We start from the raw sequence: 13,439 nt of genomic DNA, 5'->3' as shown, positions 1-13,439 counted from the left end.
AGAGGATAGCTGCTTTTAAATTTACGTTGCAAATCTCATAGGCTGTGAATACGGCAGTCAAATTTTAAAATTCTATCTGTTTTAATCACGCCTTGAGGTGTGTATTGCGAGGGTGCGCGAGTCGCTTGATTAAAAAATGGATTTTAAATCATTCCTAGCGTATATGCTTGCGCAGTAAAGTAAAATTTTGCGTCGTAAAATTTCGCGCCGCTGCGTTACTGCCGAGCCGCTCGCCGTCTTACCTCCCGTCCTATCGCTCCGTATTTTCAAACGCGCTAAAATTTCGGCAAAGCTACGTTTTAATGCAAAATTTATCCACTTACTGCGGTTTGCGGCGGATGAAATTCTGCCGCTCGCCGCGAGATGCGTGATATTTGCTTACCGCGCATGCACGTCATAGCCCATATCCTCTTGCCGCAAGCCGCCGCTTTACTAACGTCCATCGTTGTAGGTTCTCGCCTGCTTCTTAGCGTATATTTTTGTGCCTTGTAAGCTGCGCGTCACCCCATCTGCGTCAAGGTCACGCCGTGTCTTTAAAGCACGCAAATCTATCCTGCATAAAATTTCGCTTCTTCGCCGTGCTCGCCGCCTGCCACACTTTGTCGTGCTTGTCTGCCGCGAGCCGTCGCCGCGCTGTATCCCTATCCGCACTCGCCGTACCCGCTTCGAGTTTTAGCGGACGCGCTTTAAAATTTCAGCCCAAAAGTCCTATTTAGCGCCGCGTCCGAGCATAAACAATCTCACTGCTTGTTCGGCGACGCGGGCTAAATTTTGCGCTGCGACGGCGGGTTCCATCGCGCGCTCAAGGCTCATAGGCTCGTTTAAAACACTGAAAAACGCGCCGATGCCGTGCTCGTTGCAGCCGCCGGCACAGGACGAGACGCAGCCTGCAAGCGCGATGACGGGCACGCCGTAGCGCGCGGCGATCTTCGCCACGCCGCTTGGGGTTTTGCCCATGCGGCTTTGGAAGTCGAGCCTGCCCTCGCCGGTGATGATCAGATCGGCGCCCTGCACGTCGTTTTGCAGCCCGATCTGCTCGGTGATGATGTCGATGCCGGGCCTTAGCTGCGCGCGCAGGAAGCTTACGAAGCCAAAGCCCAGTCCGCCGGCAGCGCCCGCGCCCCTTTCGCTGCAAAGCTCCTTTCCAAGGCTCTTGCTTACGACGCCCGCAAAGCTTCGCAGCCCAGCATCCAGCGCCTCTACCGCCGCTTCATCCGCGCCCTTCTGCGGTCCGTAAACATGCGCCGCGCCGTTTTCGCCGAATAGCGGATTATCCACGTCGCAGGCGATGAGAAACTCGCTATCTTTGATGCTTTGCGGCACGTCCGCGTCCGAGATTGCCGCTATTTTGATTAAATTTTCGCCTGTGCCCGCAAGCGCTTCGCCGCGCGCGTCCGTAAATTTAAAGCCCAAAGCGCTTAGCATGCCCGTGCCCGCGTCGTTCGTAGCGCTTCCGCCGATGCCGATGATAAACTTTCGCGCGCCGTGTGCAATCGCATGCGCTATCATCTCGCCAAAGCCGTAGGTGCTCGTTTTTAGCGGGTTGCGGCGCGATTTTTCGATGAGTGGCAGACCCGATGCGGACGCCATTTCTAAGATGCCTAGCTCGCCTTTTAAGGCGTAGCGCGCGGGCGTTTTTTCGCCTAACGGATTTGCTACGATGACGTCCATGAACTTAGCTTTTAGCGCGTCTGCAAGGGCTTCAACGCTTCCTTCGCCGCCATCTGCGATAGGTTTGACGAGCACCTCGCAGCCTAGCTTCTCGATACCTGATTTTACGGCGTTGCCCGCCTCAAGCGAACTAAGTGAGCCCTTAAACGAGTCGATCGCGACTAAAACTTTCATATTTTTCCTTTAGCTGGTATTTTAAGATTTTGGAATTTTACAGCGCGTAGGCTAAATTTACGATGACAAGACTGAAGCAAGAGTATAATTTTAAAATCTCGTCGCCAAATTTATGGGGCAAATTCTAAAATTTCATGTCGTGGAATTTTAAAATTTTGTAAGCCACAGAATTTCGGCTAAATTTTAAAATTCCGTAGCGATAGAATTTTAAAATTTCGCTCCTTGAGGCTTTGTGTGTAAATTTAAAACTCCGCTATACGAAATTTTAATATTAAGGCATTTGCGCGGTACGGCTAGCTACGTAAATTTAAAGAATCTTATGTAGCTAGCCGCTGGTAGATGCCCGTAGCGCTCCGCACTGATTTAGCGCGGTAGCGGCTAGAATAAGCTAGCCTAGATCAAAAACAGCGACAAAACCCAAACGCTGATCATACCAGTAATGCCCATAATTAGGGTTAGCATGGTCTGTGTGCGGTAGCCTTGCTGCGGATTCATCTTACTGAAATTCGTAACGACCCAGAAGTAGCTGTCATTGGCGTGCGAAACCGTCATAGCGCCCGCTGCGATCGCCATTACCACAAGCGTGCCGGACATTTCGGAGGTGAAGCCCAGCACCTGCATCAGCGAGCCGTCTGCGTTAAATGCGCCCATAATCGAAGCTGTAGTGATGATCGCAACGGTGGAGCTTCCTTGCGCGGTTTTTAAGACGGCTGAGATTAAGAATGGGAAGAAAATCCCCGCGGCTTTAATCGCAGTCGCATTATCCTTGATGTAGGTTACGAAGCCGGCGTCGGTAATGACCTTACCTAGTACTCCGCCCGCTGCGGTGATGAAGAGGATCGGACCTACGATCTTTAAGGATTCGTTTGTGATCTCGCTAAATTCGCCTAGTTTGTCGGTTTGTGCAAGTAGAAATACCGCAAAAACTACGCCCAGGGCTAGCGCGATGATAGGATTTCCTAAAAATTGCGAAATTTCGCCCGCAAATCCGCCTACTTTTAAGATCTTGGCGACGGAGCCCAGCGCCATAAATAGGATCGGTATCAAAATAGGGGCTAAGCTCAAAAATCCGCTCGGTAATTTGCCGTATTGTTTAAGCAGATCGTCGTAGCTTTTTGCGATGACTTCATTGGCTTCAGCCTCGCTTATATGCACGCTTTTGGCGACTTTTTTGGAAAAAAAGTATGTAGCGATCAACACCGGCAATGATACCACCGCGCCCATTGCGATTACGAGTAGCAGATTGCCGCCTAGACCCACGGCGCCTGCTGCGGCGATCGGTCCCGGAGTCGGCGGAATGAATACGTGCGAGGCGTAAAGTCCGCCGGAGAGCGCTACTGCAAGAGCGACCGGATTTTCGCCGATTTTTTTGCTGATCGCTTCACGGATCGGGTTTAAAACGACGAAGCCGCTGTCGCAAAATACGGGGATACCTACGATCCAGCCCATTATGAGCATCGCAAGCTCTGGACGCTTTTGCCCGACTACGTTTACGACCATATCGGCGAGTTTGAGCGCCGCGCCGGTCTTTTCGAGCACGGTGCCGATGAGTGCGCCGAAGATTATGACGATACCGATACTCTTAAACGTGCCGCTGAATCCGTCGCCGATAATCGCGGGGATCTTGGCTAGCGGTATGCCCGCAACGATCGCGAGCGCCAGGGAGATAAGCATTAGCGCCAAAAACGGGTGAACGCCTGCTTTGGAGATCAAAAAAATCATCACGACGACCGCTATGGCGAAGCAGATGATTAACGCAACACCGCTCATAAAAGCTCCTTGAATGGATTTAATTTGCCCGCAAGCGGTTTAAACTTAAGCTCCGTTTGCGCCTCAAATTTAATGCGGTAATTTTAGCGAAATTTTAATATAAAGCAAGAAAGGCGGCGTTAAATTTATGGAAATTTATGATTTATGCGGAAATGATGGACTAGCTAGCGGAGTTTATCGGTTGGAATTTATCGGTGCCGCACGGCGAGAGGTGGTTTAAATTTTAAAACTTGCAGCGTTTGACTTGACTCACGTTGCGCGGCGGCGGAAATTTTATCGCGGATCTGCCGTCGTAGCGTGGCAATGGGGCGGTGCGCTTGCGCTTTACACGCAGGTTTGGTAGCTTCAGGGCGTGAGCGACGCGTAGGGCTTTGCGGCACTTGCTGCGGCGGCAGCGGTGGAGATAAGGCAGTAGTGGCGGAGGTGGCGGTGAGGCAGCGGCGGCAGGGCTTTTGATATACAATCGGCGATGATAGAATTTTGATCGAAATTTACTCACGCGGCGATGAAATTTTAATTAAAACTATCGGCAGAAGCGGCGAAATTTTAATTGAAAGCAGGCAACATAGGTAGAGCTTCGATCAAAATATCGCGCGTAGCGGATCTGATAAAAATCGGCAGCAATCTGCAGTAGAATTTTGCGGCTTTTTATATAATTTTTCTGCGAGTCTGCTGTGATCTTTTTTGGATTTTTCAAAATTCCTGGCGGTCTTTGCGCGGTCTATCTGCGGCGGGATTTCGCGGCTTGGCCAAATTTACAGAGCCATTTTAAATTTAGAAGGTCGTTTTAAATTTTGCAGAGGACAAAGTAGTCGAAATGAGGTATCCGGTTTTAAATTTGCAAAGCCGATTCGCTCTCGCCTCTTTTTTATGTGCTCTTTGCGCGCGTAAATTTTAATCGGCAGCTCTATCTAATCCGCAAAATTTTAGTTTTTGAAATTTTATAGATTTTTGAGCTCGCGTTTTGGCTGAAATTTTGATCCACGACCTCGTCCGCCGCCGCCCTCGCCCAGGCTTCGTCGAAGTTTTGTCCGTTTAAATTTGCGCTGCTGGAGTAAAGCCAGTCAAATTGCCTCAAAAACTCCTCGTGGGTGCAATCTTTCACGACGCGCACTGCCTTGGCGTTCGGATATAAAAATGTCGTTTTTCTCGCACGGCGCACTAAATTTTTAAATTTTGCGGGCACGCGAGCGAGATTTTTTAGCTCGCTAAGCTTTGCCGTCGTTATAAGGCAGGGCTTGTCTGGGGCTCGGCGTTTTAGCGCGTTTATCTCGCGAAAATCCTTGCTCAAAAATCCCGCCGTCGTATCGGTCTGCGCCAAATAGATCATCTCTCCTCCAAATTTACGCCTTTTTCCTATCTTTAGCCAGCAAAAATATGCACGAGATAATGAGCGTAAAGCCCGCAAAATCAAGAAACACAAACTCCGTCCCCAGCCAAAAATAGGCAAACGCCGCCGCGCTCACCGGCTCGATGCACGCGATCATGCTCGCCCTGCTCGCGCCTATTATCTTTAGCCCCGTCATGTAAAAGCTAAACGCGCATATCGTGCCCAGGATCACGACCGCGGCAAGCGCAGCAAAGCCCTGCGCGTCGCTCACGCCGCCTAGCTGCCAAACCCGCGTGTAAAGCGCGAGCGCGCCGCCGCCGATGACCATCCCCCAGCCTAAATTTAACGCGACGGGGTATTTTTGATTTAGCTTCGTGGGAATGAGGCTGTATATCACGACGCCAAGCGCGCTAATGAGGCACCAAACCAGCGCCCCCGCGCTGATAACCAGCGAGCCAAGATCGCCGTGGGTGGCGAGCAGCACGACGCCCAGCACCGCGAAAATGAGCGCGATGAGCTCGACCTTTTTAGGCGCGCGCCGCTGTGAAAAGCAAACGACGGCAAGGATGAGCGCGGGCGCGGAGTACTGGATCACGGTCGCGACGGCGGCGTTTGAGAGCTCGACACCGCAAAAGTACGAATACTGCGTCATCATAAGCCCAAAAAACGCGTAGATGAGCAGCTGCGGCAATAGCGCGCGATCTTTTAGCGGCGCGAGAGCTGCGCGCGGCGAACGCGCTAAATAGTACGCCACCATCGCAAGCCCGGCAATGCTCAGGCGGTAGGGCACGAGCCAGTCGGCGCTGACGCCTTTTTGCGTGAACAGATACTGCCCGCAAACGCTGCTAAAGCCCCATAATACGCCGCCAAGAAGCGTGATGAAAACGCCGAAAAATTCGCTCTGTGATCTCATTTGCCGCCTTAAATTTAAAGCCAAAGTATACAAGCTTATGCTTAAGCTGGGGTTAAATTTGGGGCTTCGGCGTAGTATATCGGACTATACTTGCAACTAGTAAAATTTTGTAAATTTTAAAATTTGAAACAAATAAAGAGATGATAAAAATTTATGAGGCTATGTAAGAATGAAGTAAAATTCTAACTTTAGCTTAACGTTTGTAATTTATGGAATAAATTTTGACATTTGCGATGCGCCAAAGCTTCATAGTGTATTACTTTTAGAAAAGTTGAATTTGGCTCAAAGGCGGCTAAATTTTTCTAATCGGCAGTCTAATTATCGTTTTGCATTTTTGCGGCGATAAACTCGTCTATTTTGGCAACGCTTCTGGGCTCATCATCAAAGCCGCCCACATGTAAAATTTGCGCGCAAAGCCCCTCATCTATCCTCAAAAACTCCGCTGCGCCCCAGTCTAGCTTTTTTTCCAAGCAGCCTGCTGCACTGCCCAGTCGAAATTTTCTCGCGTGATAAAATCAGGCAGTCTAATCGCGCTAATCCAGCTGAAATCGCTCTTTCTAGCGTAGTCTGCAGCGCTGCAAGCCTAGCCGCTTTACCGCCAAAATCCCTCTAGCGGCGGCACGACGTATTCAAAAAAGCCATCGATCTTATAATCGGTTTTGTAGCTCATTTTTAGCGCGTAACTCACGGCGTAAAGCACCTCTATCGCACGCTGATACGCGCCGTCCGGCTCATTTGGATCGCCTTCGCCGCGGATGCAGACGAAATTTGCAGGCGGGATAGTTAAAATTTGCAGCACCTGCTTTGGCGCGCAAAGCTGTCTAAACTCTTTTTTAAAATCAAACATTTTATTCCTTTCGCGAGGTAAATTTCATAAAATTTTGCGCTAGAAGCGGAGCTAAATTTTAAATGGTCGTAAAATTTTACAGCATTACGCGATCGCGCGTATGCAAAATTTTACAAAATTTTACGTTCGCCGCATCGTTATAAGAAATTTTGCTGCAAGCGCGTCAATATCCAGTTGCGCAATAAAATTTCACGCCACCCTCAAACAGGATATGAAATTTACTGCAAGTATTTGAAAAATTTTAATACATGCAGATAGATTTTATGCAGGCAAAATTTCACACGGGCGAAATTTCACGCCGTTACAAATATTTTAAAATTCCGCCGAAGCGTGCGGCTAAAGCGGCGCTTTAAATTTAGACCAGCGCCAGCTTCAGCACCTCTTCGATCCGATCTACCGGCGTTATTTTCAGATCGTTTTTGACCTCGTCGGGGATCTCCGCCAGGTCGCGCTCGTAGTTTTTGCGCGGGATCAAAACCTCGGCGATTTTGGCTTTGTGCGCGGCGATGAGCTTCTCTTTAAGCCCGCCGATCGGCAGCACTTTGCCGCTTAGCGTGATCTCGCCCGTCATCGCCAGATCGGCGCGCACCTCGCGCTCGCTTAAAATCGACGCGATCGCCGTGCTCATCGTGATGCCCGCGCTCGGTCCGTCCTTAGGCGTCGCGCCCTCGGGCACGTGGATGTGAAGGTCGAATTTATTATAAATCTGCTCCGAGCTTTCGGAATTCTCCTCCTCGTCTAAATTTCGCGCCGCCGCAGGGCTTTTAGACACCGCGCCGCCATTTGCGCGCAATGCGGAGTTTTTGCCGCCGCGCGAGGCTTTTGTCGCGCCCGCCTTCGCGTCTTGAGCCGCTTTGAGCTTACTCTCGTCGATTAGCACCTTTACGATGCTAAAGGCTATCTGCGCGGATTCTTTCATCACGTCGCCGAGCTGGCCCGTGATCGTCATCGCGCCCTTGCCTTTGATCTTTACCGCCTCGATCTTGAGCACGTCGCCGCCTACCGCAGTCCACGCAAGCCCGTTTACGATACCGATTTGATCGCGCTTTTCAACCTCGTCTATCTCGAAAACCTTTTTATTTAGAAATTCGCTTAAATTTTTCGTCGTAACGACGATTTTTTTAAACTCTTTGTCTTTTAAAATTTTAACCGCGACCTTGCGGAAGATCGCAGCGATTTGGCGGCGCAGGTTTCGCACGCCGCTTTCGCGCGTGTATTCTTCGATGATCTCGGCAAGGGCGGCGGGGTTGATCGCTACGTCGGCGGCTTTGAGCCCGTGGCGTTGCAGCTCCTGAGGGATCAGATAGTCCTTGGCGATCTGAAACTTCTCCTGCGGCGTGTAAGAGCTAAGCTCGATAAACTCCATCCTATCGCGCAGCGGCGCGGGTATGAGAGATACGTCGTTTGCCGTGGCGATAAAGATAATCTTGCTAAGATCGATGTTGAAATTTAGATAATAATCCCTAAAGCTCGAGTTTTGCTCCGGGTCTAAAATTTCAAGCAGAACCGCCGTCGGATCGCCCTTGTATGAGCTTGAAATTTTATCGATCTCATCAAGCACGATGACGGGGTTCATCTGATTTGCCTCGATGAGGCCTTGCACGATGCGGCCAGGCATCGCGCCAATGTAGGTGCGGCGGTGTCCGCGTAGCTCGTTTACGTCCTCAAGCCCGCCCAAAGCGATGCGGATGAGTTTGCGCTTAAGCGCGGTCGCGATGGAGTTTGCAAGACTCGTCTTGCCTACGCCGGGAGGGCCGTAGAAGCACAAGATCGCGCCGTCCCCCTTGCCGTTCCCCTTACTCTGCTTGCCGTTTATGCCGCGAAGCTCTAAAAGCTGTTTCAGCGCGAAATACTCCTCGATGCGCGCCTTGGGCTTTTGCAGAGAGTGGTGGTCTTTGTTTAGCTGCGCGGTGACGCCCTCGATGGACATCTTGTGCTTTGCCGCTTTTTCGAACGGCACTTCAATCACCCAGTCCAGATAGCTCTGTACAAGCCCCGCATCGGCGCTGTCCGGATGGAGGCGGGCAAATTTATCGATCTGCTTTTTGATCTCTTTGTAGGCATCCTCGCCCAAATAGGGCTTTTTGGCTTCCAGCTTTTTGCAGTATTCCTCGATCTCGACGTCGCGATCGGCGTCGCCGCCGAGCTCCTTTTGGATCTGTTTGAGCTGCTCTTTTAAAAAATACTCCTTGTTCGTCTTGTCGATCTTGGAATGAACCTTGCTTTTGATCTCCTTTTCGAGCCTCTGCGCTTCGATCTCGTCGGAGATGTAGTTGATGAGGTTGAAAAGGCGCTTTTGTAAGTTGCTCTCGGTAAAAAACGAGTAGGCTACCTGCTTTTTTAGACGCAGTGCGCTTAAAATTAGGTCGCAAACGCGCGCGGCGTCGGTGCCGTCGTCGATGGTCTTTAACAGATCGTTCGGGAAAAAATGCGTAAGAGTGCTAAGCGTCTTGGTTTTTTCCTTTAGCACGCTTACCAGCGCGTCTAATTTTTGATCGTTGCCGCGCTCGTCGTGGATGATATCGACGGTAGCGACCAGCGGATCTTGCGAAATTTCTTTTACGATTTTGCCTTTTAGCGCGCCTTGGAATAAAATTTTAACCCGACCGTCGGGAAGCGGTACGGTTCTCATAACGGAGCCCACGACGCCTCCATTATAGATGCCGCCGAAGCTCCTATCGCCGCTAAATTCCGACTTTGAGCTTACGACCATTATCATAGATTCGTTTTTGGCGGCTAGATCGAGGGCTTTTTTGTTATGTTCGTCGCCGATGAAAAGGGGCGCTATCATAAACGGATATAAAAATAGCTCGTCCTCGACGATGATGGGTAGATCGCTAGGGAAGGTTGTATTTTGCATCAGTTGCATCGCTCCTCCTACTCAAAAATCGCGCGATACCAAGGCGAGCGCGGTTTGATTACGTCGGTGCCGTTTAGCGGGGACTCTTCGATGCGCTGCTCGTAAATTTTGGCAGAACTTTCGCGATCGGTGCGTTGGTAAAGGTCTTTGATGTCGATATTTAGCTGATGCTCGGCAAGCCTAAGCTTCGTTAGCATCGTCTCAAGTAGCGGACGATACTCGCTCTGCGGATATTCAGCTATAAATTTTCGAATTTCGTCGATGCTGTTTAGCATTAGCTTTTGGTTGCGATTTGGGCGGCTAAAGGAATCGAAATTTGCTCTAATTTTTAGAAATCTTGCGTATTCGATCTTTTGCGTCGTGCCGTAGAGACGGATATATTCGTCTAGGTATTTGTTTGCTTTCTCGTAGTTTTCATCCTCCACAAAAGCCCACGCCATAATGAGTGTCATCTCCTCAAGCAGCGGAGAGGCGATGTGTTCGCTAGAAAAGCTAGTGTAGTGCTTCTCGGCATCCTCCATGCTGGCGTTGTTTATATCTTCTAAAATTTTAGAATACCATGCCTCGGGGCTTAGATTAAAAAGCTCGCCGTCGCCCTTACCGCTGCAGCCGCCGATAAACGCGATAAATAGGAGAGCGGATAGAATTTTACTTAGATTTGTCATAAAAAATCCTTGGAATTTATTTAGCTCGTAATTTTATAGTCTTTGAGTAAATGCAAGCTTAAATTCCGCGTTCAAATTTAAAAATGGAATTTCTTTAAAATTTTTGTGCGTTCGGGCTTAAAAATCTTTGTAAACCAAAAAAATTTACGCGATAAATTCTAAATTTAAGTTTAACAATAGTATAATTAGCGCCGATAACGCAGAGTAAGTTTGCGTTTCCGTAATTTCAGAATTTTAAAGAAAGGATGTAAGATGAAAAAAGGTTTTACTCTAATTGAGCTGATCTTTACCATCGTGATTTTAGCGATTACGACGATGGCGATCCCTCGTATCGTCGCGCAGACGACCGAGCTGAATGCCCTTGCGATCAAAGAGGAGCTCGTATATAACGCTAAAGCTTTTATGTCTCGTATATCTAAAGCTCAGTGGGATAGCGCATACGCAGCAGATGCTAGCTGCGGAGGCGATGCGAGCTGCATGGATAGAATTTTGACCGTAACTCCAGGCGTAGATGATTCGGGCAATAGTACCAAGGAAGTTAGACCGGGGATTTTGCCGGAAGCTAGTCGGCGTGGAATCAGCTCCCAAGCTCCAGCTACGAAAAAGCAATTCGGTAGAAATGGAATTTCTTTTGGTGGCGGTCGTTATAACGATATTGACGATTTCGACCGGTTCACGACGGATATAACAGTCGGTAATTTAGTGGGCTCTAGCAGTAGAGGTGATTTTATCCTCAATACTAGGATTAATGTCGATGTAGATTATGTAGCAGAGCCTTTTAGCGCGGCGGAATATGCTTCCGGTACCGATATAAGTGGTGTTCTTAGCGATCGGCCATCCAATGACGCCGTTACCAATATCAAGATGGTTAGGGTTGCCGCTACGGATCTAAACGACGCCGTAGCGAGAGACGGTGCTGCTAAATCAGTTGTTTTAAAGGCATTTTTATCTAATATCGGCGTCGGCGTTCAGACAACCGTCACTAGACTATATAACTAATAGGAGCGCGAGATGAAAAGAGGCTTTACCCTTATAGAGCTTGTGTTTGTTATCGTAGTGCTGGGGATCATCTCGATGTTTGGCGCTGATCTATACACCAAGATCTATAAATCTTACGTGCATGTACGTGCGGTAAATCAGCTGGAAGCCAGAACGCAAAATGCGATGATGCTAATCACAAATCGCTTGGAGGATAGAATAAAAAGCTCTACCATAGGCAGAGATCTTGCCGTAAATGATTTTGTGCCGATTAGCGACCTTACTAATCCGAGATTTGATATATTAGAGTGGATCGGACAAAGCGTAGAGACGAGAAATATAAATAAGAGAACTCCAGGTTGGAGCGGCTTTATGTCAATGTCTCAACTCCGAGATAGCACATGGACGGCCGATGCGAATAATGCCGGATATATCGCAGATACTAGGGCTGCGTTTAATATGGTATCCTTGGGTAGTGATTTTCCGCAAGTAGCTAAAATAGTTGGAAATTTAAGGGCTACGGAATATGGTAAATCGTCTACTAACACCCAAGTTGCTGTTATCTTTAGGGTTGTTACTAACGATGCTTCGCCTACTAGTGTAGATATAGGCTATGGCTACGATAGGGCTGTTTGGGCAGACGGCAGAAACCGCGTGCTAATCGCCGTAGGCACTCCTAGTGATGCCGGTAGCGGTAGTATGGAAGGTGAAACTATCGCTATCAATCAATACCCATTCAATCCAAACAATGCCAACTCGCAGGAATTTTCTGAGCAATACTATATAGCTCATAGCGCTTACGCGATTGTCCCGGATCAAGTAGAAATATACACGAAAGATCGAGCGGGTGATTTGAGTAAGAATTTTAATCTGCTCTTGAAATATAACTATCGTCCATGGAGCACTGTCGCAAAAGATGCGAACTCGTATGATAAGGCTAGCAGTGCACTACTGGCGGAAGATGTGAGCTTATTTAGGTTTAAGGATGATAATGGCGCCGTTGCGCTTAAACTATGTATGAGAGACGACGGCAGAAATTTTGATCCTTCGGAGCTGGATCTAAACGTTTGTAAAGCACAGGTGGTGTACTAATGAAAACTATGCGAAAAGGCTTTGCTCTAGTAGCAGCCATATTTTTTATCATCATTGTAGCGACTACCGCGATTACGGCGCTATCTATCGCGTCTATGACGGCTCGCGACGTCAATAATATCCAAGGCAGAGAGCAGGCGCTACTGCTAGCGCAGAGTGCTACGGAGCTAGCAGTCCTTGCTATGCAAAAGCACCAGTATCTAACTACCGAGCTTAAGGCAGGAGGCGCTACGGCTGCGACCACTCCTACGTTAAATACGATTACTCTTGAGTATCCGTCAAATGATCCAGCTCAAAAGATGTTTGACATCACCGTAACATTCGGATATTTTGATAGACAGCTAGGTGCACCCGGTAATCATACCGTAGCTTATAGTAATTTTGGGCAAGGCTCGTCCGAAAGGCTTGCAAATGGTAGTGTGGGTAGAATTTTAAGCCATGCCGCGCTCGTAGACGTAGTAGTGAGATCTAACGTAGAAGTTATGGGCAGACCGCAGATTACGTATCACAGGCGCACTATACAAAAACCATAATGTAAAGGAGAGACGATGAATTTAAATATCGTAGGTAAGCAGTTTGAGCTAACAGAAGCTATAAAAGAGTATGTTGAGAACGCATTTGAGACGCTAGAAAAATATAATCTCGACATCATCTCGGGGCGTTGTGTAATTTCTGCTGACGAGAAGCAAGGCAAAAAAGGTTTTGTAGTGGATTTTTCATTAAATTTAGCGCATCAAGACACTATCGTCGTGCGCCAAAAAGATAAGGATCTCTATGCCGCCGTCGATCTCATCGTCGAGCGCGCCTCAAAAGTGCTTCGCAGATACCACGATAAGGTAAATTCTCATAAAAATCGCGACGAGATGAAACAAAACGCCGTAGATAATGCGGTCGGTGCCAATAAGCTAAATTTAAACGATGAAGTTGATGAGATCGTCCCTACCGAGCTGGATCTATATAAGCCGCTAGAGATCGATGAGGCGCTAAATAAGCTTAAAGAAAGTACCGATCAGTTCTTGGTCTTTAACGATATGGACGCTAAAATGCGTGTGCTTTACAAGCGTAAAGATGGTAAATTCGGCTTATTTTAGAATTTTAGAATTTTAGAATTTTAGAATTTTAGAATTTTAGAATTTTAG

The 13,439-nt window shown here is 48.4% G+C and carries 12 protein-coding genes; 4 read left to right on the top strand and 8 right to left on the bottom strand.

Annotated elements, in window-relative coordinates:
• Nucleotides 1–708: 708 nt before the first annotated feature.
• From Q0537_RS09285 to bamD, 8 genes are all read right to left on the bottom strand, one after another.
• The gene (locus tag Q0537_RS09285; protein WP_299227490.1) at nt 709–1,845 is read right to left on the bottom strand and encodes a glycerate kinase; all 1,137 of its coding nucleotides are present in this window, start codon (nt 1,843–1,845) and stop codon (nt 709–711) included.
• Nucleotides 1,846–2,238: 393 nt separating this feature from the next.
• Nucleotides 2,239–3,615 carry a GntP family permease gene (locus Q0537_RS09280; RefSeq protein WP_299227485.1) on the bottom strand — a complete coding sequence of 459 codons (1,377 nt, stop codon included), beginning with the start codon at nt 3,613–3,615 and terminating at the stop codon, nt 2,239–2,241.
• A 907-nt stretch (nt 3,616–4,522) separates the two neighbouring features.
• Entirely contained in the window at nt 4,523–4,945 is a 423-nt protein-coding gene (locus Q0537_RS09275) for a Sua5/YciO/YrdC/YwlC family protein (protein WP_299227482.1), read from the bottom strand.
• Between the two features lie 13 nt (nt 4,946–4,958).
• Nucleotides 4,959–5,858, bottom strand: coding sequence for a DMT family transporter (locus Q0537_RS09270; protein ID WP_299227479.1), 900 nt, complete (start codon nt 5,856–5,858; stop codon nt 4,959–4,961).
• 314 nt (nt 5,859–6,172) lie between these two features.
• Entirely contained in the window at nt 6,173–6,328 is a 156-nt protein-coding gene (locus Q0537_RS09265; RefSeq protein ID WP_299227476.1) for a GyrI-like domain-containing protein, read from the bottom strand.
• Between the two features lie 122 nt (nt 6,329–6,450).
• The gene (locus tag Q0537_RS09260; protein WP_299227473.1) at nt 6,451–6,705 is read right to left on the bottom strand and encodes a GyrI-like domain-containing protein; all 255 of its coding nucleotides are present in this window, start codon (nt 6,703–6,705) and stop codon (nt 6,451–6,453) included.
• A gap of 355 nt (nt 6,706–7,060) precedes the next feature.
• Nucleotides 7,061–9,574: an endopeptidase La gene (gene lon / locus Q0537_RS09255; RefSeq protein WP_299227470.1), complete on the bottom strand. Its 2,514-nt coding sequence runs from the start codon at nt 9,572–9,574 to the stop codon at nt 7,061–7,063.
• 8 nt (nt 9,575–9,582) lie between these two features.
• Nucleotides 9,583–10,230, bottom strand: coding sequence for an outer membrane protein assembly factor BamD (bamD, locus tag Q0537_RS09250; protein ID WP_295152470.1), 648 nt, complete (start codon nt 10,228–10,230; stop codon nt 9,583–9,585).
• Between the two features lie 252 nt (nt 10,231–10,482).
• Between bamD and Q0537_RS09245 the strand changes: the two genes are divergently transcribed.
• Genes Q0537_RS09245 through raiA form a run of 4 tightly spaced genes read left to right on the top strand, consistent with a single transcriptional unit; the run spans nt 10,483 to nt 13,391 of the window.
• Nucleotides 10,483–11,229, top strand: coding sequence for a type II secretion system protein (locus Q0537_RS09245; RefSeq protein ID WP_299227467.1), 747 nt, complete (start codon nt 10,483–10,485; stop codon nt 11,227–11,229).
• Nucleotides 11,230–11,241: 12 nt separating this feature from the next.
• Nucleotides 11,242–12,300 (top strand): type II secretion system protein, encoded by a 1,059-nt coding sequence (locus tag Q0537_RS09240; RefSeq protein ID WP_299227464.1) that lies wholly within the window; start codon nt 11,242–11,244, stop codon nt 12,298–12,300.
• Nucleotides 12,300–12,833: a hypothetical protein gene (locus Q0537_RS09235; protein WP_299227461.1), complete on the top strand. Its 534-nt coding sequence runs from the start codon at nt 12,300–12,302 to the stop codon at nt 12,831–12,833. The genes Q0537_RS09240 and Q0537_RS09235 overlap by 1 nt, the downstream gene beginning before the upstream one ends.
• Nucleotides 12,834–12,848: 15 nt before the next feature.
• Nucleotides 12,849–13,391 carry a ribosome-associated translation inhibitor RaiA gene (gene raiA / locus Q0537_RS09230; RefSeq protein ID WP_299227459.1) on the top strand — a complete coding sequence of 181 codons (543 nt, stop codon included), beginning with the start codon at nt 12,849–12,851 and terminating at the stop codon, nt 13,389–13,391.
• Nucleotides 13,392–13,439: the final 48 nt, after the last annotated feature.

Source organism: uncultured Campylobacter sp. (genome assembly GCF_938017775.1).
Classification (GTDB): domain Bacteria; phylum Campylobacterota; class Campylobacteria; order Campylobacterales; family Campylobacteraceae; genus Campylobacter_B.
This window is presented reverse-complemented; position numbering and strand designations above follow the sequence as displayed.

Excerpts from the sequence above, each read along its gene's own strand:
- Q0537_RS09260 (WP_299227473.1), bottom strand. The coding sequence starts at position 6,705 with ATGTTTGATTTTAAAAAAGAGTTTAGACAGCTTTGCGCGCCAAAGCAG.
- bamD (WP_295152470.1), bottom strand. The coding sequence starts at position 10,230 with ATGACAAATCTAAGTAAAATTCTATCCGCTCTCCTATTTATCGCGTTT.
- Q0537_RS09245 (WP_299227467.1), top strand. The coding sequence starts at position 10,483 with ATGAAAAAAGGTTTTACTCTAATTGAGCTGATCTTTACCATCGTGATT.
- lon (WP_299227470.1), bottom strand. The coding sequence starts at position 9,574 with ATGCAACTGATGCAAAATACAACCTTCCCTAGCGATCTACCCATCATC.
- Q0537_RS09270 (WP_299227479.1), bottom strand. The coding sequence starts at position 5,858 with ATGAGATCACAGAGCGAATTTTTCGGCGTTTTCATCACGCTTCTTGGC.
- Q0537_RS09285 (WP_299227490.1), bottom strand. The coding sequence starts at position 1,845 with ATGAAAGTTTTAGTCGCGATCGACTCGTTTAAGGGCTCACTTAGTTCG.
- Q0537_RS09240 (WP_299227464.1), top strand. The coding sequence starts at position 11,242 with ATGAAAAGAGGCTTTACCCTTATAGAGCTTGTGTTTGTTATCGTAGTG.
- Q0537_RS09275 (WP_299227482.1), bottom strand. The coding sequence starts at position 4,945 with ATGATCTATTTGGCGCAGACCGATACGACGGCGGGATTTTTGAGCAAG.
- raiA (WP_299227459.1), top strand. The coding sequence starts at position 12,849 with ATGAATTTAAATATCGTAGGTAAGCAGTTTGAGCTAACAGAAGCTATA.
- Q0537_RS09280 (WP_299227485.1), bottom strand. The coding sequence starts at position 3,615 with ATGAGCGGTGTTGCGTTAATCATCTGCTTCGCCATAGCGGTCGTCGTG.
- Q0537_RS09235 (WP_299227461.1), top strand. The coding sequence starts at position 12,300 with ATGAAAACTATGCGAAAAGGCTTTGCTCTAGTAGCAGCCATATTTTTT.